The 19,479-nt window shown below is 64.0% G+C and carries 17 protein-coding genes and 1 pseudogene; 8 read left to right on the plus strand and 10 right to left on the minus strand.

Annotation, left to right across the window (positions count from 1 at the left end):
* Positions 1-60: 60 nt before the first annotated feature.
* From def to IPP91_08930, 7 genes and pseudogenes are all read left to right on the plus strand, one after another.
* Positions 61-564, plus strand: a complete 504-nt coding sequence (def, locus tag IPP91_08900; GenBank protein ID MBL0142185.1) for a peptide deformylase — start codon at positions 61-63, stop codon at positions 562-564.
* Between the two features lie 7 nt (positions 565-571).
* Positions 572-1,510: a methionyl-tRNA formyltransferase gene (locus tag IPP91_08905; GenBank protein ID MBL0142186.1), complete on the plus strand. Its 939-nt coding sequence runs from the start codon at positions 572-574 to the stop codon at positions 1,508-1,510.
* A gap of 70 nt (positions 1,511-1,580) precedes the next feature.
* Positions 1,581-2,441 carry a zinc metalloprotease HtpX gene (gene htpX, locus IPP91_08910; protein ID MBL0142187.1) on the plus strand — a complete coding sequence of 287 codons (861 nt, stop codon included), beginning with the start codon at positions 1,581-1,583 and terminating at the stop codon, positions 2,439-2,441.
* A 40-nt stretch (positions 2,442-2,481) separates the two neighbouring features.
* Positions 2,482-3,753 (plus strand): 16S rRNA (cytosine(967)-C(5))-methyltransferase RsmB, encoded by a 1,272-nt coding sequence (rsmB, locus tag IPP91_08915; protein MBL0142188.1) that lies wholly within the window; start codon positions 2,482-2,484, stop codon positions 3,751-3,753.
* A gap of 28 nt (positions 3,754-3,781) precedes the next feature.
* Positions 3,782-4,312, plus strand: a complete 531-nt coding sequence (locus IPP91_08920) for a DUF4390 domain-containing protein (GenBank protein ID MBL0142189.1) — start codon at positions 3,782-3,784, stop codon at positions 4,310-4,312.
* Positions 4,309-6,429 (plus strand): HAMP domain-containing protein, encoded by a 2,121-nt coding sequence (locus IPP91_08925; GenBank protein ID MBL0142190.1) that lies wholly within the window; start codon positions 4,309-4,311, stop codon positions 6,427-6,429. Before IPP91_08920 ends, IPP91_08925 begins: the two co-directional genes overlap by 4 nt.
* A gap of 14 nt (positions 6,430-6,443) precedes the next feature.
* Positions 6,444-7,728, plus strand: a pseudogene (locus IPP91_08930) (sigma-54-dependent Fis family transcriptional regulator).
* A 6-nt stretch (positions 7,729-7,734) separates the two neighbouring features.
* Here the strand turns inward: IPP91_08930 and IPP91_08935 are convergent.
* The 7 genes from IPP91_08935 to IPP91_08965 are packed head-to-tail and all read right to left on the minus strand — an operon-like array spanning position 7,735 to position 15,154.
* On the minus strand, positions 7,735-8,688 hold the full coding sequence (locus IPP91_08935; GenBank protein ID MBL0142191.1) for a succinylglutamate desuccinylase/aspartoacylase family protein: 954 nt from the start codon (positions 8,686-8,688) through the stop codon (positions 7,735-7,737).
* 5 nt (positions 8,689-8,693) lie between these two features.
* A complete protein-coding gene (locus IPP91_08940) occupies positions 8,694-9,677 on the minus strand; it encodes an N-formylglutamate amidohydrolase (protein MBL0142192.1) in 984 nt (327 codons plus the stop codon).
* Positions 9,674-10,669 (minus strand): ATP-binding cassette domain-containing protein, encoded by a 996-nt coding sequence (locus IPP91_08945; protein ID MBL0142193.1) that lies wholly within the window; start codon positions 10,667-10,669, stop codon positions 9,674-9,676. The genes IPP91_08940 and IPP91_08945 overlap by 4 nt, the downstream gene beginning before the upstream one ends.
* A gap of 17 nt (positions 10,670-10,686) precedes the next feature.
* Positions 10,687-11,616, minus strand: a complete 930-nt coding sequence (locus tag IPP91_08950; GenBank protein MBL0142194.1) for an ABC transporter ATP-binding protein — start codon at positions 11,614-11,616, stop codon at positions 10,687-10,689.
* Positions 11,617-11,651: 35 nt separating this feature from the next.
* Positions 11,652-12,536: an ABC transporter permease gene (locus IPP91_08955; GenBank protein MBL0142195.1), complete on the minus strand. Its 885-nt coding sequence runs from the start codon at positions 12,534-12,536 to the stop codon at positions 11,652-11,654.
* Between the two features lies 1 nt (position 12,537).
* Positions 12,538-13,521, minus strand: coding sequence for an ABC transporter permease (locus IPP91_08960; GenBank protein MBL0142196.1), 984 nt, complete (start codon positions 13,519-13,521; stop codon positions 12,538-12,540).
* A gap of 52 nt (positions 13,522-13,573) precedes the next feature.
* On the minus strand, positions 13,574-15,154 hold the full coding sequence (locus tag IPP91_08965; GenBank protein MBL0142197.1) for an ABC transporter substrate-binding protein: 1,581 nt from the start codon (positions 15,152-15,154) through the stop codon (positions 13,574-13,576).
* A 113-nt stretch (positions 15,155-15,267) separates the two neighbouring features.
* Here IPP91_08965 and IPP91_08970 point away from each other — a divergent pair, with 113 nt between their 5' ends.
* Positions 15,268-15,591: a hypothetical protein gene (locus IPP91_08970; protein ID MBL0142198.1), complete on the plus strand. Its 324-nt coding sequence runs from the start codon at positions 15,268-15,270 to the stop codon at positions 15,589-15,591.
* On the opposite strand, the gene aroB is transcribed toward IPP91_08970, so the two are convergent.
* The 3 genes from aroB to IPP91_08985 form a co-directional block, all read right to left on the minus strand.
* The gene (aroB, locus tag IPP91_08975) at positions 15,588-16,670 is read right to left on the minus strand and encodes a 3-dehydroquinate synthase (GenBank protein MBL0142199.1); all 1,083 of its coding nucleotides are present in this window, start codon (positions 16,668-16,670) and stop codon (positions 15,588-15,590) included. The two genes, IPP91_08970 and aroB, sit on opposite strands and share 4 nt — an antisense overlap.
* The gene (locus IPP91_08980; GenBank protein MBL0142200.1) at positions 16,667-17,209 is read right to left on the minus strand and encodes a shikimate kinase; all 543 of its coding nucleotides are present in this window, start codon (positions 17,207-17,209) and stop codon (positions 16,667-16,669) included. Before IPP91_08980 ends, aroB begins: the two co-directional genes overlap by 4 nt.
* A 79-nt stretch (positions 17,210-17,288) precedes the next feature.
* Entirely contained in the window at positions 17,289-19,439 is a 2,151-nt protein-coding gene (locus tag IPP91_08985) for a type IV pilus secretin PilQ (GenBank protein ID MBL0142201.1), read from the minus strand.
* Positions 19,440-19,479: the final 40 nt, after the last annotated feature.

Below are 19,479 nucleotides of genomic sequence, written 5' to 3' on the forward strand. Positions count from 1 at the left end.
ACTTCTTTTTCAAGTAGTGCGGTAAATTCTGCGCTTAATCTGTTCTATTCGCAAGCATTTATGGCCATTCTCGAGATCCTCCAATACCCTGACCCGAGACTGCACCTGCCGGCAGCTCGGGTCGAGAAGATCGATGCGAACACGCGCAAGCTTGTCTCTGACATGGCTGAAACCATGCATGAGGCTGACGGCGTGGGGCTCGCCGCGACACAAGTCAACGTTCACCAACAGGTGATCGTCATCGACGTGGGCCCGGACCACTCCGACCTGCGGGTGTTCATCAACCCGGAGATCATCCGTCGGGAGGGGCTCGCGCTCAACCAGGAAGGCTGCCTTTCGGTGCCGGGAGTTTATGAGAGCGTCGAGCGTGCGGACAGCGTGACCGTCACGGCGCTGGATGAGTGCGGTTCGCGCTTCACTCTCAATGCTTCCGGGCTCCTGGCCACCTGTATCCAGCACGAGATGGATCACCTGCAGGGCAAGGTCTTCGTGGAGCACCTTTCGGAACTCAAGCAGAACCGCATCCGCGCCAAGCTCAAGAAGCGCCAGCGGAAGGCAGCCTAGCTTCCGCTTGCGTCTCGTTTTCGCCGGCACCCCTCCTTTCGCCGCACAAGCCCTTCAGGCACTCCACGCCGCAGGGCACGAAATCGCGCTCGTCCTCACGCAGCCGGATCGCCCATCCGGACGCGGCCTCAAGCCCAAGCCCAGTGCGGTAGCGGATTTGGCTGGCACGCTTCGCCTCGAAGTCGCGAAGCCCGCATCACTCAAGACGGCAGAGGCCAAAGCTATGATCGAGTCTCTGAGCCCCGATATCATGGTGGTCGCGGCCTATGGCCTCATTCTGCCAAAGTCAGTGCTAACTATTCCCAAGAGGGGCTGCTTTAATATCCATGCATCGTTATTGCCAAGGTGGCGCGGGGCGGCCCCGATCCAGCGGGCAATTCAGGCGGGTGACGTTGAAACAGGGGTGGCAATCATGGCCATGGAATCCGGCCTTGATACGGGCGCTGTACTGATCGAGCGTCGCGTTCCGATTCTGGCTGTGGACACGGCGGGGACCCTGACCGACAAACTTTCCAGGCTGGGAGCCGAGACCATCGTTGAAGCACTCAGCCGACTCGATGAGCTTTCCCCGCGCCATCAGGACGCTGCTGGCGTGACCTACGCAGCGAAGATCAACAAGCCCGAAGCGGTGCTGGACTGGCAGCTTGATGCGACTGTGCTAGATCGCCAGGTGCGCGCTTTCAACCCCTTTCCGGGAGCCGAGACGATTCTCGACGGGGAAACCCTCAAGATCTGGGAGGTCGAGCCGATCGTGGCAAGCGGTATTCCGGGCACGGTAATCGACTTCGATCACGGGCGCCCCTTGATTGCCTGCGGCAAAGGCGCGTTAGCGCTTACTGTCATACAGCGCCCCGGTTCACGGCGAATGGCAGCGGCAGAGTTCCTGAGGGGCCGCCCGATGCTCCCGGGTACCCGGTTGGGCTCCAACGCGAACGGGAACGCTTGAATTCCTGCCAGCCGAAGGCATCTAGCAGCTGCCGCGATCTCGCGGTCCCCTGATTCGAGGAACCGGAACCATGCTTGGCAACTGGGTGAAGACTTCGCTCCTCATGGCGGCGATCGTGGCGCTCTTCGGCACGGCCGGGGCGCTGCTCGGAGGCGCTCAAGGGATGATCATTGCCCTTGTGGTCGCAGGCGCGATGAACCTGTGGGCTTACTGGTTCTCGGACAAGGTGGTCCTCCGCATGTACAACGCGCGGGAGGTGGATGAAAGCACTTCCCCGGCCTTTTACCGGATGGTCAGGGAACTTGCCGATCGTGCGCAGATCCCCATGCCGCGTGTGTACCTGATTGACGAGGACCAGCCCAATGCGTTCGCCACGGGGCGCAATCCGGAGAATGCCGCAGTCGCGGCGACGACTGGCATCATGAGAGTACTGACGGAACGCGAACTGCGTGGCGTGATGGCCCATGAGCTCGCGCACGTGAAGCACCGCGACATTCTCATTTCGACGATCTCGGCGACGGTCGCCGGCGCGATCTCCTCCCTTGCCCAGTTCGGGATATTCTTCGGAGGCCGCAACGAAGAGGGGCGGCCAGCAAACCCCGTCGTCTCGATCCTCGTGATGATCGTGGCCCCCGTTGCGGCGATGCTGATCCAGTTCGCCATCTCGCGCGCCCGGGAGTTCGAGGCAGACCGAGGTGGCGCCGAGATCAGTGGAGAGCCCCGTGCCCTCGCCGCGGCGTTGGAAAAGATTCACCGATTTTCCCAGGGCATCCCTTTGGCGCCCGCCGAGGCCAATCCCGCGACAGCCCAGATGATGATTATGAATCCCCTTTCGGGCAGAGGGATTGCGGGCCTCTTCAGCACGCACCCCGATACCGGCGAGCGCATCGCGAGACTCAATGCGATTGCTCCTGGTGCAAGCACACGCTGATCGTTCTGCCTGCGAGTTGGGCAGTGGTCCCTGAATATCCGTGCTAGACGTCCAGCTCTGCGCTTCCACCATACTCAGCGATACCTTCGCTGGCCGTACGCTATCCATGGCGTTCGAACAGACGTTTCGCCGATATCCGTCATTGAGCGCCAGTGAGCGGGCTGCGGTACGGGATATTTGCTATGAGGGCTTGCGCTCGCTCGGGCTTCTCGAGGCGCAGCTCGGTGAATTGCTGCTCACGCCGGTGCGCCACAGCGAGTTGCGCAGCCTTCTCCTGGTCGGCCTCACGCAACTCCAGTTTACCCGTGCCAAGCCCTATGCAGTCGTGGACCACGCCGTGCGCGCGGCAGAGCGTCTGGGCCAACCCGCCGCGCGCGGCCTGGTGAACGCGGTCCTGCGCAATTTCCTTCGGCGGCGGCAAGACCTCGGCCGCGACGCGTGGGCTACCCCGGAGGTCCGTTTCGGCTTTCCGGCCTGGTGGGTGCAAAAACTGCGAGAAGAGTATCCGGCGACATGGGAGCAGGTCGTCGCGACGGAAAATCTCCACCCTCCGATGACCCTGCGGGTCAACCGCAGGCGCACGACGGTCACGCAATACCTCGAGCGCCTAGGGGAGGAAGGAATCAGCGCACGTGCCTTGGGCGACATGGCGGTTCGCATCGATCCCCCTCGGCCCGTGGCGGAGGTCCCCGGGTTTTCCGAAGGTCTGGCAAGCGTCCAGGATGCCGGTGCCCAATGGGCCGCCCGGTTGCTGGAAGTCGCCGACGGCCAGCGCGTGCTCGACGCCTGTGCCGCCCCTGGGGGCAAGACGGGTCACTTGCTGGAACTTGCCGACGTCGAGGTCCTTGCCCTCGACAGCGATGCAGCTCGCCTGGCCCGGATTCGCGAAAACCTGGAGCGCCTGGGCGCCCGCGCGACAATCGGCAACGCGGATGTAGGCGACCCGCACTCGTGGTGGGACGGACGCCCTTTCCAGCGTGTCTTGCTCGATGCGCCCTGCAGCGCCTCGGGAGTGGTGCGGCGCCATCCTGACATCCGTTGGAACCGGCGCCCGTCTGACCTCCCGAAACTGGCGGCCCAGCAGGGGCAGCTTCTCAATGGTGTATGGCAAGTCCTTGAGACTAGTGGTAAATTGCTTTACGCAACCTGCTCTGTTTTCCGGGAAGAAAACGAATCCACGGTGGAGGCGTTTCTCGCCCGGCAGCCGGATGCGCGCGTTGTACAACTCCAGCCCGGCACGCCTGAAGGCGGCCGGATCAGGCCCGACGACGATCACGATGGCTTTTTCTACGCCCTTTTCGAAAAGTGCTAGAGCGCCTTGGCGACTCTTGCTGGGGACGTTGCTGCTGGCGATTCAGGCATTCGTCGGTGCGGCGCCGGCGCGCGCCGAGGGTATCGTGCCGATTCGAGCGATGGTCGAATCGGGTTCCGGCGGCTATCGACTCGACGCGGAATTCGATGTTCGCTTCAGTCCCGGCCTCGAGGAAGCGGTGAACCGCGGCGTGGCCCTCTATTTCGTGGTCGAGTTCGAGCTGTCCAAGCCGCGTTGGTACTGGTTCGACGAGAAACCGGTTCAGCTGTCGCAGACGTACAAGATCACCTACACGCCCCTGCTTCGTCAGTACCGGCTTTCCGCCGGCAGCGCCTACCAGAACTTCACCCGCTTCGAAGAAGTCGTGAGCGCCCTTTCGCGCGTGCGCGGCTGGCCCGTCGCGGACAGCGGGGCGCTTCGCAAGCAGGACGAATATCAGGCCGCCATTCGCATGCGGCTTGACACGACGCAACTGCCCAAACCCTTCCAACTCAACGCGGTCGCCTCGCGCGACTGGAACCTCGCCTCGGACTGGTATCGGTGGATCGTCCATCCATGAGGCCGTTGATTTTCCTGTGCGTGGTGACGGGCGCAGGCCTCGTCTACCTGATGTCGCAGGCCTCGTCGAACACCGCCCTCTTCACCCAGAACTACCCCGCCCTGCTCGGCCTCGGCGGGTTGCTTTCGCTGGGTCTGATGTTCCTCATCGGCTACCAGCTGTTCGTGCTGCGGCGCAAGCTCAAGGAGCGCGTCTTCGGCTCCAAGCTCACGCTTCGCCTCATGGTCGTGTTCGCCCTGATGGCCCTCGTTCCGGGAGGCCTCGTGTACGCGATCTCGTTCCAGTTTCTCCAAAGCTCCATCGAGTCATGGTTCGACGTTCGGATGGACAAGGCGCTCGAGGGTGGACTCAACCTTGCGCGAAGCACGCTGGATAGTTCGCTGCGCGAACTCGGCCAGAAGGCCGGGGGCATGGCGCAATCGCTGGCTACCGCCCAGGCGGTAGAACCCGCGACGCTCAGCCGCCTTCGCGAGCAGTACGGCGTGGAAGAGGCCACTCTTCTCAACCACCGCGGCAAGGTGATCGCCTACGCGGGGACGGAAGCCACCTCGCTGCAACCGGACCTGCCCGGGGCAAACCTGCTTCGCCAGGTCCGGGCCCAGCAGCCGGTGCGCTCGGTCGAGTCGATACCGGAGCGCGGCCTCTTCCTGCGCGTAATCGTGCCGGTCAACGTCCTCACGATTGCCGAGGACATCCGCATCCTCCAGGTCCTGCAGCGCGTTCCCACCGCCGTGGCTCAGGATGCGCGTGTCGTCGACCAAGGTTGGCGTGATTATCAGGAACTTACGCTGGCTCGCGTCGGGCTGAAGCGCATCTTCGGCCTTACTCTCACGCTGGCGATGCTCCTGACGCTGTTTTCCTCCATCGCACTGGCGTTCCTGCTTTCCGAGCGTCTTTCGGCCCCGCTGTCGGCGCTGGCCGAAGCTACGCGCGCCATCGCAAAGGGAGACTATTCCCGCCTGAATCCGGTGCGCAGCAGAGATGAATTCGGTATCCTTACCCAGTCATTCAATACGATGACTCGCCAGATCGCGGACGCGACCGAGGCGATGGAAAGAAACCAGCAGCAACTCGAGAATGCCAAGACCTACCTGGAGAGCATTCTTTCGAACCTGACCTCCGGCGTGCTCACTTTCGACGAGCGCCACTACCTGAAGACGGTCAATGCCACGGCGTACGACATCCTGGGCATTCCAGCCGGCGCCTTCCACGGGCTCAAGCTGCAGGACTGGACCACCCACGTGGCCAGCGTGTCGCCGTTTGCAGAAATCGTCCTCAAGCAGTTTTCCTCGGCCTCCAGCCGCCAATGGGAACAGCAGCTCGACTACCGCCGCCACGATGGAGCACGCACGCTGCTCGTACGCGGCACGCGCCTCACGACTCGGGGGGATACGGGCTATGTCGTCGTCTTCGACGACATCACGCACCTCGCACAGGCGCAACGGGATGCAGCCTGGGGCGAGGTCGCCCGACGCCTGGCTCACGAAATCAAGAACCCGCTTACGCCGATCCAGCTTTCGGCCGAGCGTCTCCAGCACAAGCTGCACATGAAGCTGCACGACCAGGATGCAGCGGTGCTCAAGCGGGCCACAGGCACCATCGTCAACCAGGTGACGGCCCTCAAGGGCATGGTGGATGACTTCAGCCAGTACGCGCGTGCCTCGAGGATGACCGCGGAGCAGGTTTCCCTGAACGACCTGGTGCGCGAAGTGCTCGTGCTTTACGAATCGATGGGAGTGCCCATCGAGCCGCAGCTGGCCGAAAACCTGCCGAACGTGGCGGCCGACGCGGCGCTCCTGCGGCAGGTGCTCCACAACCTCATCCAGAACGCGATCGACGCGCTGGCGGGCGAGGCGCAGCCGCGCATTGTCGTGAGTTCCTCGTTTGCGAACGAAGGCATCACGCTATCCGTTCGCGACAATGGCGCCGGGATCGCCGACTCCGTCCTGGGCCGCATCTTCGAGCCTTACGTCACCACCAAGCTCAAGGGCACGGGCCTCGGGCTGGCGATCGTGAAGAAGATCATCGACGAACACCATGGCCACATCGTCGTCGAGAACGTGAAACCCCACGGCGCACACGTGAGCATCGTCCTGCCCCTGCGCGAAGCGGCCTAGGTGCCGGACCCTTGATGTCGGCCAACCAGATCATGGTCGTGGATGACGAAGTCGGCATCCGCGAACTTCTCTTCGAGATCCTGCGGGACGAAGGCTACGGAGTGCGGCTTGCGGAGAACGCACAGACTGCCCGAAACCTGCGCAAGGAGATGCGTCCGGATCTCGTGTTGCTCGACATCTGGATGCCGGACACCGACGGAATCACGCTGCTGAAGGAATGGGCGGGGTCCGGGCTCCTTACCATGCCGGTCGTGATGATGTCAGGGCACGGAACGATCGACTCGGCGGTCGAGGCCACTCGCATCGGCGCCTTCGATTTCCTCGAGAAGCCGATCAGCTTGCCGAAGTTGCTCGCCACCGTGGGCAAGGCCCTTGCCGGAGGTCGAGCGTTGCCGCGTGCCGGCCTCACCATGCTGCAGCTGGGAAAGGCGCGCATCGTGCAGGAGCTGCGCCAGCGGCTGGACCAGGTGAGCCGGCTTCGCACACCGGTGCTTCTGGTCGGTGAGCGGGGATGCGGGTTTGAAATTGCCGCGCGCCACCTGCACCTGTCGAACACGCCGTGGGTGGCGCCGGAGGATACCGAGTGGCTTGTCTCCAATCCGTTCGGTCCGCTCAATGAGGCTAAGGACGGGACGCTATTCATCCAGGAGCTTTGCCGTCTCGGCAAGCCCGAGCAGAAAGGCCTGGCCCAACTGGTTGCCAAGCTGGAGAAGTTCAACGTGCGCCTCGTTTGCGCCGCATCGGGTGCACTCGCGAGCATGGCGGAGGAGGGAAGCTTTGATCCTGCCCTCTACCATCAGCTCTCGGGACTCACGATTCGCGTGCCGTCGATCGCCGAACACACCGAGGACGTCCCGGACCTTGCCACGAGTGTGCTTACCTTGCTCGTGGACGCGAACGAGGTACCGCTCCGGACGCTGACCGTGGGGGCGCAGAACGCGCTGCGCAACCTCGATTGGCACGGCAATCTCCCAGTGCTGCAGAACGCGGTGAAGACGCTCGCCCTTACCGCGCTGGGTCCGGAGATCGGCGGCGATGATGTCTCACGCGTCGCGAAGGAATTCTCCCTGCTGCCCCGCGATCAGCCTCCGACGGAGGTCGGGATCTCGCTGGACATGCCGCTAAAGGGAGGCGCGCGAGCAATTCGAGCGGCAGTACTTCATGCACCAGATCCGGCGCGAAGACGGCAACATGTCGCGCGTAGCCGATCGCGTAGGGCTCGAGCGCACGCACCTGTACCGGAAGCTGAAGCAACTCGGGATCAGGCCCTCGTCGCGGGGCGAGGATCCCGTCGCGTGAACCTGCCTACCGCGGCACGATGCGGCCCAACCGAACCGCGGTGAGACCTGTCTTCACATTGTTGGGTACGGGCATCACCAGCACGCAATTGTCGTAGGGGGCGAGTACCGCTTCGCCGCCATCGTAGGCGATGACATCGCCTTTTCGCGCCACGACCTCCATTCCCGAGAATTCGCTGGCAAATCGGAATTCCGGTGTGCGGGCGACGACCGCCTCCGTGACGCGTACCAGCCGCTGCGGCGCAGGGGCTTCGGCCGCGATTTCGCGATCGGAAATTTCCAGATCCACCACTCCCGATAGGCGCAGGAATCGCCAGGTTGTCTGCCATGCAACTTGCTCGGCGGCGCGCTCCCAGTGCTGGCCGCACTCGACCAGCAGCGCGTTTTTCTGACTTGAGGGTTCGCCGAACTCCCCGAAGTCGCGCATCCGCGTCCCGTTGGCATGGCCCTCGTCGCTCACGATATCCGCCGGAATGGCGACGTCGAATGCGAACCGGATTCCCTTTTCGAGCGGCCCGCAGATCATCACGGGCGGACCGGGTTCGAGCATCGAGTGGATGTCGAGCAGGAGGTCAGCCGCCTCGACGAACGGGCGCAGCGCGCGAGCGCGGCGCAGCTCTGTGCTGTCGCGCGGACCGTCCAGCGTCGCCACGTTCCAGACGCGGTTGAAATCCTCGTCGACGAAGCGCGTGGCGTACGGGCGCCGAGGATCGAATCGTGAAAACGCGTCGATGTTGGCGAAAGACAAGGTGAGCGTTCCCTGGACGGGGCGAACTCCCATGCGAAGCAGGCGGTCGACGGCAATCGCGCCGCAGATCTCGTTTCCATGAGTGATGGCGTTCACCATCACGTGGGGACCTGGAAGGCCGCTGTCGAATCTGTGGACGAAGTCGACGCCGGTGGAGGATTGGCGATGGGCATCGATATTGGGGGCGATCAGTTCGACTGCGATATTTTTCATGGCGGTTAGTGGCCGTTCTTCTCGGGCGGATGGTCGTGGGTGTGGTCGTGCACATGGGAGTGGCCATGATCATGATGGTGGCCATGTCCGTGGTCGTGCCCGCAATGTTCGTGATCGAGATGACCATGGCAGTGATGCGACCCGCGCTCGGCTGCGTAAGCGCACACCGCTTTCACCATGCGTTCGATATCGCGCGCGAGTCGCGCATAGCCGGGAGTCTTTTCACCCGTATGCTCGTCCATGTAGAGCCTTCTGTTCACTTCGACCTGCAGGCTGTGCCGCCCCGCCTGCGAATCGGAGAAGGCGCGCACCAGCTCAACGCCCTTGTAAGGATCGTTCACCTTCACGTCGTACCCCATGTCCGATAGCACGGCTTTGACGAGAGCCGTAAAGCCCGGCTCGCACGTTGTGCCGTCCCGGTCGCCGAGGACGAAGTCGGCGCGGGGCTTTCCGGGGCCCTCCTCAGATATTGCGCTGCTCAACGCCGGCATGGAATGGCAATTGAGGTGCCACACGGATCCGAAGTGGGCGTGGGCCGTGTCAAGCGCGTCCTTGACCGCCTTCTGGTAAGGCTGGTGGAAGTCGGCGATGCGGCGCCGCACCTCTTCGACGGAAAGCTTTCGGGCGTAGATCGCTTCCCCGGTGTCGAGCACGCGCCAGATGAGTCCGATGCCGAGTTCGGTTTTCCGGGTTGCTGCCGCGGGCCCCGGCCACGGCGCGTCGAGGAGCGAGGAGTCGATGTCGAGGAAGGAGCGGTTCGGGTCGATGTAGGAGCGCGGAAATCGTGCGGCGATGAGCATGGCGCCATGCCGCGGTCCGCAGGCATAGAGTTCATCCACGAAGGCATCCTCTGCCTTGCGCAGGGCATTCATGGGAACGGCCGGCTGGAAATCCTCTGGATACGTGGTTCCGCTGTGGGGTGAATCGAGGACTACAGGTACGGGATCGACGGCGGGGGCGATGCGACGGTAGGCGAAATGTTGGATCATGGTTTGTCGTTGAGGTGACAGGCGGAAAGATGGCCCGCAGAGATCTGCCGCAGCCGCGGCGCCTCGACCTGGCAGCGGGGGGTTGAATGCGGGCACCTGGGATGAAAGTGGCAGCCGCGGGGGGGATCGAGTGGCGAGGGAATCTCGCCCTTGACCGGGATGTAGGCGCGCTTTGTCGCCTCGAGCCTGGGGATCTCGGCGAGAAGCGCCTGCGTGTAGGGGTGGTTGGCACGCTCGAACACCTCCTGCGCGGGCGCCTCTTCGACGATCCGACCGAGATACATGATCACGACGCGATCGGAGAGGTGACGCACGACGCCGAGGTCGTGGCTGATGAAGAGATAGGTCAGGCCGAACTCTTCCCGCAGGCGGATGAAAAGGTTCAGGACCTGCGCCTGGATGGAGACGTCGAGTGCGGCAACCGCCTCGTCGCAGACGAGAAAGCGCGGCTTCACTGCAAGCGCGCGGGCGATCCCGATGCGGCTGCGCTGCCCGCCCGAGAACTGGTGCGGAAAGCGGCGGGCGAGGGTCGCGTCCAACCCCACGCGCCGCATGATTTCGGCGACATAGGCCTCTCGGTCCCCGGGGGCAACGAGGCCATGGACGACGGGCGCTTCCCCGATCAGGTCCGTGATTCGCATGCGCGGGTTGAGAGAGGCGAACGGGTCCTGAAAAATCATCTGAACCGCGAGCCGTTCGGTTCGCGATGCCGGATTCTCGTAGTCCGAATAGGGCCGTCCCCTCCAGCGCCGCTCGCCCTCGCTGGGTTCGAGAATTCTCGCCACGATGCGGCCAAGCGTGGATTTGCCGCAACCGGATTCGCCAACGAGGCCGACAACCTCTCCCGCGTTGATGGCCAGGTCCACACCATCGAGGGCGTGAACCTCCTGTTCCCTGGCCGGGGCGCCCAGACGAGAGGCGATGCGCGAGGCGAAATCGGGGCGCGTGGAAAAGCGCTTCGAGACCCCGCGCAACTCGAGAAGAGGGGACATGGTGACGTCGGCGGGTTTCATGCCGCCGGATGAAAGCAGCGCAGCCGCCGGCCAGGAGAGCGCTCCGTGACGGCCGGGCTTTCCGCGCAGGCCCCCGTGGCGGACGAGCAGCGGTCGCGAAACGGGCATCCCGGCCCCAGTGAAAGCAGCGATGGGGTCATGCCGGGTATCTGGCGAAGGGGACGCCCGCGTTCGTTTCGGCTCGGCACCGAATCGATGAGTCCGCGCGTGTACGGATGAAGCGGCCGATCGAGTATGTCCGCGACCGTGCCGGATTCGACGAATCGCCCGGCATACATCACGCAAACCTTGTCAGCGAGCCCCGCGATCACCGACAGGTCGTGCGTGATCCAGATGAGAGCCGCACCGCTTTCACGGCATACCTTCTGCATTTCGAAGAGGATCTGGCCCTGGATCGTGACGTCGAGCGCTGTCGTGGGCTCGTCGGCGATGATGAGGTCGGGCCCGTTGACGAGCGCGATCGCGATTGCCACGCGCTGGCGCATGCCGCCCGAGAACTGGTGTGGGTAGGCCCTCAGGCGCTCGTCAGGGGAAGCGATGCCGACCCGCACCAGCGCCGCGCGCGCACGCGTCAGCGCGCTTTCGCGGGATACGTCGGCATGCGCCTGGACGGCCTCGATGATCTGGGTGTCGATCCGAAGGACCGGATTCAGCGTCATCATCGGGTCCTGGAAGATCATCGCGATGCGATTGCCCCGGATCGCACGCCAATGCGCGGCGTCGAGCCGCGTGAGGTCTGTCCCGTCGAAGACGATTCTGCCCTCGATGATTCGTCCGGGCGGGTCGACCAGGCCGAGGATCGAGTAGCCTGTCATCGACTTGCCCGACCCCGACTCGCCCACGAGGCCGAGAATCTCGCCGCGACCGACGCTGAAGCTCACATCGTCCACTGCCTTCACGACGCCTGCCTTGGTGAAGAAGTGCATCCGCAGGCCATCGACCTGCAGCAAGGGTGCGCCGCTCACTTGCGCAACCTCGGATTGAGGATGTCGCGCAGCTGGTCGGCCACGAGGTTGATGGCCATGATCGTGAGAAGCAGCGCGATGCCGGGGTAGAAGCTGATCCAGTACTTGCCCGACAGGAGGTACTGGAACCCGTTCGAGATGAGTAGGCCCAGCGAGGGCTCCGTGATCGGCAAGCCCAGTCCCAGGAACGAAAGCGTGGCCTCCAGCGCGATCGCATGCGCGACCTGCACCGTTGCCACGACGATGAGCGGCGGCAGGCAGTTGGGCAGCAGGTGCCGGAACACCACGCGCACCTGGCCGAGGGCCAGCACACGCGCAGCCTCGATGTATTCCTTCTGCCGCTCCACCAGTGCGGACGATCGCACCGTGCGCGCATAGTAGGCCCACTGGACAGTGACCAATGCGACGATGATCTTGTCCACGCCCTGTCCGAGCACCGCGAGCAGGACGAGGGCGATGAGAATTGCGGGGAATGAGAGCTGGATATCGACGATCCGCATGACGAGCGTGTCCACCCAACCGCCGAAATAGGCCGCCGTCAGGCCCAGCACCAGGCCGATCGCGAGCGCGAACACGGTGCTCGCCACACCAACGCCGAGGGAAATGCGCAGGCCGTAGAAGATGCCCGACAACATATCGCGGCCCTGATCGTCCGTGCCGAGCCAGAAAGTCCTGCCGTCCGCGGATTTCTCTCCTGGCGCGAGCTTCGAGTCCATCACATCCAGCTGCGCGAGGTCGTAGGGATTCTGCGGCGAGATGAAGGGGGCAAGAATGCCGACCACCAGGATGACGACCAGGAGTGCCAGGCCCGCCATCGCCAGTCGGCTTTCCGCGAAGTCTGTCCGGAAGAGGGCCCACGGACTGTCGACTCGTGGCGCCATGTCAGCGGGAGGCGGACGCGCCGCCAAGGCGGACGCGCGGATCGAGCATCGAGTAGAGGACGTCGACCGCGAAATTGATGACGATGAAGAGAGCCACGATCACGAGCAGGTAGGCGACGATGACCGGACGATCGAGCTGGTTGATCGAGTCGATCAGCAATTTTCCCGTCCCGGGCCACGCGAAGATCGACTCCGTCACGATGGCAAAGGCGATTACGGAACCCAGTTCGAGGCCGATCACGGTGACGATCGGGATTAGGATGTTCTTCAGTACGTGGACGCCGATCACGCGACTTTGCGTGAGGCCCTTGGCGCGAGCGAACTTCACGTAATCCTGAAGTACGGCCTCGCGTGTCCCGGCTCTTGTAAGCCGGATGAGGAGCGAGAGCTTGAAGAGCGCGAGGTTAAGGGCCGGCATTGCCAGGTGTGAAAGACCGTCGGCGGTGAGGAAGCTCACCGAAAGGCCGGCAATCGACACGGTTTCGCCGCGTCCGTTCGACGGCAGCCAGCCGAGTTGCACGGAGAAGACCATGATGAGGACGAGCCCCACCCAGAATGTGGGCAGGCTGAAGCCGAGGATGGACCCGGCCATGATCCCGCGCCCGATGAACGAGTCGGGATTGAGTCCGGCCACGAGGCCGAGGGGGATGCCGAGAAGGATGGCCATCACCATTGCGACGAAAGCGAGTTCGATGGTCGCGGGGAGCTTGTCGAGGATCAGCGACAGGGCCGGCACGTTGAATACGAAGGACTTGCCCAGGTCACCGCTCGCTGCTCCCTTGAGGAACACCCAGTATTGTTCGAGGAACGGCTTGTCCAGGCCGAGCGCGGCGGTAGCGCGGATACGCTCGGCCTCGTCGGCCTGGGGGTTTACAAGCAGTTCCATGGGGTTGCCAATCGCGTACACCCCGACGAACACGATGAATGACATCAGCACGAGCACGAACAGGCTCTGCCCGAAGCGTCGAATGGCGAATGCGAGCATGAGGGCGAAGGGACTGGCCTGCTCTGCGGTGCCCGGTCTCGGGATGCGCCGCCTAGTTCGCGGGCTTGAGCCCCGTGGCGAGGGTGTACTGGTCAGTCCGGGCCGCGTAGCGATGGCTCCTGGCGGTGGCCCACGTGCTCACCTCGTAGTGGATCGGGATGAGCCCGGTGTCGTTCATCGCGATCTCCGCAGCCTGCTGGATGAGCGCCTCCCGCTTCTTGTCGTCCATCGTTACCAGCGCGCTCGCGAGCACCTTGTCGAACTCGGGATTCGAGTAGCGCCCGCGATTGGTTACGCCCATGCCCTTGTCCCGGTCGAAAGTCGCCAGGAGCGAGCGCAGGGCCGAGCCCTGCTCGCCGGACTCCGTGCCCCAGCCAAGCACCATGTAGCCGAATTCGAGCTTGGTCGCGCGCGTGAAATAGACGGCCGAGGGCATGGTTTCCACCTTGGCGTCGATGCCGATGCGCGAGTAGAACTGGGCGATTGCCTGCGCCACCTTGTCGTCGTTGATGTAGCGGTTGTTGGGACCATGGATGGTGAGCGAGAACCCGCCGGGATAGCCCGCCTCGGCGAGAAGCTTCTTTGCGCCTTCGGGATCGTATTTGGCCGGCTTGAGCTTCTTGCTCGTTCCGTAGAAGAAGTCGGGAAGCAGTTGCGAAGCCGCAACCGCCTTTCCCTCCATCACGCGGTTCACGATCGCGTCGCGGTTGATGCCGATCGAGAGCGCCTTTCTCACCCGCGTGTCGCGGAAGGGATTCTTCTCGAGGGGCTTGCCGGCCTTGTCGGTGACGAACGGCGGGGATTTGTCGGTGCTCTGGTTGACGTGCACGTAGATCACGCGGTTGGACACCTTGTCGGAAAGGATGTATTTCGGGTCCTTGCCGAGCTTCGCGATGTCCGCAGTGGGCACGGTCTCGATCAGCTGCACGTCGCCGGAGAGCAGAGCCGCAACGCGCGCCGCCGGATTGGTGAGGATCTTGAACGTGACCTTGTCCCAGGGTTCTTCGCCACCCCAGTAACCGTAGTTGGCCTTGAGCACCACGCGCTGGTTGGGCACGTACTCCGCGAACTTGTATGGGCCCGTTCCGATTGCGGCCTTGCCGGAGTTGAAGTCCTCGGTGGCGACCTTCTCACCGCTGACTTTCGAGATGATCAGGACGGACGCGAGGTCACTCGGCAGCAGCACGTGGGGTGTAGCAGTCTTGAAGACGATCGTGTGCGGGTCGATCACCTTCACGTCGATGATCGGCTTGGTGAAGGTTGCGAAGGAGGAGGGGCTGTTGGGCACATTGGGGACGCGCTTGAGCGTGAACACGACGTCCTGCGCCGTGAAGGGCGAACCGTCGTGGAAGCGCACATTCTTGCGCAGCTTGAACTCCCAGGTGAGATCGTCCACCGCTTTCCAGGAGGTCGCGAGGCCGGGCACGAGCTTCTGGTTCGCGTCGCGCTGGATGAGCGGCTCGAACACATGCAGCATCATGGAGTTGTTGGGCGTCAAGTTGTGATAGTGGGGATCCATCGACGTGATGGCGGCCTGGAGCCCGATCGACACTTCGCGCTCCTTGGCGGGCGCGAGGACGGGAAGGCCCAGAATGACGAACGCGGCTAACGCGAGTCTCAGGATGCGCGGCATGGAAGGAGCTCCTCTTTTTTCCGGGGGCAAGACGAACGCAGGGCAGGAATTGCGCCGGGGTCGATGATACCGTCATCCTGCTCGGCCTGCCCGCGCACCCGGAGGCAACGACGATGGCCATTATCGAACGACTGGAAGCGCTGCTTGCCATGGGCAAGGACGGGGCACTTCTTCGCTTCGGGTTGGGCGCGGAATACCTCAAGGCTGGTCACAGGGATATCGCCGCGAGGCACCTGCGGGAGGCGCTCGCATTCGATCCAGGCTACTCGGCCGCGTGGAAGCTCCTGGGGAAGGCTCTCGAGGCCGGCGACTGCGCGCAGGCGGCCGAATCTTTTCGCCGGGGGATCGCAGCGGCGGAATCGAAAGGGGACAAGCAGGCTGCTCGGGAGATGCGGGTGTTCCTGAAGCGCCTGGAGCGCGACGCAGGGTCGACCTAGTATCCGGAGAGGGATGCCTGCAGTTCGATCGCCGGCACGCCTTTCTCGATGGCGGCTGCGCCCAGGCCATCGAGCAGGATGAGCGTGATGCGACCCGACTCGTTCTTCTTGTCGCGCCCCATGGCATCGAGCCAGGCATCCACCGCAAGCCTGGGGGGCTCGACGGGCAGGCCGGCGCTTCGGATCAATGCTTCGAGGCGGCGAACCTGTGCGTCCGGCAGCCTGCCCAGACGCGCAGACAGGCGGGCGGCCATCATCATCCCGGCAGCCACCGCTTCGCCGTGCAGCCAGACGCCGTATCCCTCGAGGGTCTCGATGGCATGGCCGAACGTGTGGCCGAGATTCAGGATCGCGCGAGGGCCGGCCTCGCGCTCGTCCAGCGCGACGATTTCGGCCTTGATCTCGCAGGAGCGGCCAATGGCGTACGCCAGAGCGTCCGGATTGCGCGCCCGCAACCGATCAACATTGCTCTCGAGCCATTCGAAGAACGCCATGTCGCGGATCGCACCGTACTTGATCACCTCCGCTAGGCCCGCGGCGAGTTCGCGGTCGGGCAGGGTGTCGAGAGTCCTGGTGTCGGCGATCACGGCGAGCGGCTGGTGAAAGGCGCCGATCATGTTCTTCCCGAGCGGATGGTTCACCGCCGTCTTGCCGCCCACGGACGAGTCCACCTGGGCCAGGAGCGTCGTCGGGACCTGGATGAACGGCACGCCGCGCTGGTAGGTGGCGGCGGCAAATCCGGCGAGGTCTCCCACGACGCCCCCCCCGACTGCGACGATGACCGTCCCGCGGTCCGCTTGCGCGCGAAGCAGTTCGCCGTAGACGCGATCGAGGGTTTCCCAGCGCTTTTGCGCTTCTCCGTCAGGAATCACAATACGAAAGTAGTGCGCTCCGCAGGTTGCAAGCGAGTTCTCCACCGCATCGGCATAGAGCGGAGCGACCGTCTCGTTCGTGATTACCGCCGTCCGTGCGGAGCGCAGGTGTACTGCGAACAGGGCGGACTGCCCGATGAGCCCCGGCCCGATGTGGATGGGGTAGCTGCGCCTCCCGAGACCTACAGTGAGCGTGCGATAGGTCATCTGGACGCGGCCTCGGGGTGTTGCGCGCGTGCTTCCAGCGCTTCTGCGATCCGTCCGGCGAGCGAGCCGGGGCTGGCAGCGCTGCTTTCCACTGTGATATGGGCGACCTCGCGGTACAGGGGATCGCGCGCCTCGAGCAATGCCGCCAGCGTGGCTCGACGATCGCCCTTGGCAAGCAGCGGCCTGGCCAAATCGCGGCGCGTGCGTTCGTGCAGGTGATCGAGGGCCGCGCTAAGGTAGACCACGGTCCCCCTTTCGTGCATCAGGCGCCGGTTCTCGCCGGCCAGCACCGCGCCGCCACCTGTGGCGACGACAATTCCCTGCCGATCTGCGAGCTCGGCCAGAACTGCGGTTTCGCGGCACCGGAATCCGGCCTCGCCCTCGATTTCGAAAATAGTGGCGATAGGCACTCCGGTGCGCTCGACGATCTCCCGGTCGCAGTCGACGAAAATACGGCCGATGCGGCGTGCGAGCGCCTTGCCGACGGTAGTCTTGCCGGCGCCCATCATTCCGACCAGAAAGATATTGCCCGAATCCATTCGATGTATCCCGCCGCAAGGATAGCGCAGAAAAGAAAAGCCCCGGCGGAACCGGGGCTTTTCACGGCAAGAAGGCGTGTCAACGGACCGTAAGAGTGTCCTTCACGATCTTGGGCGTCACAAAGATCAGGAGTTCGGTCTTGTCGTCCACCTTGACCGTGCGCTTGAAGAGGTAGCCGACCAGCGGAATGTCGCCGAGGAGCGGAACCTTCTCGACCGTGGTTCGCGTCGTCTGTTCGAAGATGCCGCCGAGCACGATGGTGTCGCCGTTGTCGCACAGGACCTGCGTGGTGACCTTCTTCGTGTCGATCGAAGGAATATTGGCGTAGATCTGGCCCACGGAATCCTTCTTCACCTCGAGGTCCATGATGATGCGGTCGTCGGGGGTGATTCGCGGGGTAACCGCGAGTTCGAGGACCGCTGGCTTGAATGCGATGGTCGTCGCACCGCTGGCGGCCGCGGTCTGGTAAGGGATTTCCGTGCCCTGAGAGATGACCGCCTTCTTCTTGTCGGCAGTGATCACGCGCGGGCTCGACACGACCTTGCCGCGGTTGTCCGCTTCGAGCGCGGAGAGCTCGATGTTCACGAGGTTGCCGCTGCCCAGGTTCAGGATCGAGAGTGCCAGCGAGCCGGCGGCACCCACGACCGGAAGGTTCACGTTGAGCTGCTCGGGTTGCCCGCCCGCCGGGATGTTGCCCTGCGGACCGCGGTCGTAGGTCTGCGTGTATCCGGGGCTCGTGAGGTTCGAGGAGCCTCGGGAGAGCGGGTTGTTCGAAAGCGGCTGCACCGTGTCCGTGAGGCTGCCGGACACCCCGTAGTTGCGGTTGCCCGAACCCCATGCGGACTGGGTGCCGAAGCGGGCGCCGAGCTGCCGGCCCCACTTGTCGTCGGCGATCACGATTCGAGCCTCGATCATCACCTGGCGAACAGGGACGTCGAGCTGCTGGATGAGTCGCCGGGCTTCCTCGAGGCGGGCACCCGTGTCCTGGACGAACAGCGTGTTGGTGCGCTCGTCGACGGTCGCGCTGCCGCGCTTGGACAGGATCTTCTGGTCCTTGTCGGAAAGGAGCTTCTTCAGGTCCTCGGCTTTCGCGTACGAGAGCGCAAACGATTCGGTGCGCAGCGGCTCCAGGTCGGAAATCTGGGCGTTGGCCTCGAGCGCGAGCTTTTCCTTCGCGGCGAGTTCGTCGGTCGGGGCGATGAGCACGACGTTGCCGTTCTTGCGCTTCGACAGGCCCTTGGACTGCAGGATGATATCGAGCGCCTGGTCCCACGGCACGTCCTTCAGGCGCAGCGTGAGGTTGCCGCCAACCGTGTCGCTGGTGATGATGTTCAGCCCGGTGAAGTCGGCGATAACTTGCAGGACCGCGCGCACCTCGACGTTCTGGAAGTTCAGCGAGAGCTTCTCGCCCGAGTATCCCGGAGTCGAACTTTGAACGAGCTTGTTCGGGTCTTCCTTGACCGGCTTAACCTCGAGGATGAACTGGGTGTCGGTCTGGTAGGCCGAGTATTCCCAGATGCCACGCGGCTCGATCACCATGCGGGCGTTGCCACCCTGCTCGAAGGTATCGACGAAGCGAACCGGCGTCCCGAAGTCACCGACATCGAGGCGGCGCACGAGGTTCTTCGGCACCGAGCTGTTGATGAAGTCGATGAGGACCGACCGACCCTGCAGGCGGATATCGATCCCTGTGTTGGCCGAGGAGAGGTCCACGATGACTCGCCCTTCGCCGGCGTTGCCGCGGCGGAAGTCGACGTCGCGGATGTTCTGGCGAACCGAACCCGGGGGCGCCTCGGCGAACACGGCTGCGACGGCAGCTGCACCGGGGCGGTCCGTGGCGGAAGGGGTCGAGGTCACGGGGGCCTGCGAGCCGTCGATCGTGACCACCAGGAGCTTCCCATCCAGGGTGGCCGTGTACGTCAGGCTGCGCGCGAGGTTCATCACGAGGCGCGTGCGGTTGGCCGTCTGGACCACGGAGACGCTCTTGAGGTCGCCTTCACCCGCCTCGACCTGCGTCTTGCCCAGGGCGCTGGAAGTGTCGGGAAGGTCAATCGCGATGCGCGCGGGATTGGTAACCGCGAAGCTCTGGGGAGCGGCAGCGAGCGGCTCCTTCATGCCCACCTTCACCAGGATCTTGCCGCCCTGGATGGAGGAGAAGCTGATCGATTCGACCACATTCTTGGCCGCGCCCTGTGCCCAGGCGAGCGGGGCGGCGAGCACGAGCGCCATGAGGCCGGCCGAAAGCGCGCCGTAGGTTCGGATGCGGAAG

It is taken from the genome of Betaproteobacteria bacterium, from assembly GCA_016720855.1.
In the GTDB taxonomy this organism is placed as follows: domain Bacteria; phylum Pseudomonadota; class Gammaproteobacteria; order Burkholderiales; family Usitatibacteraceae; genus FEB-7.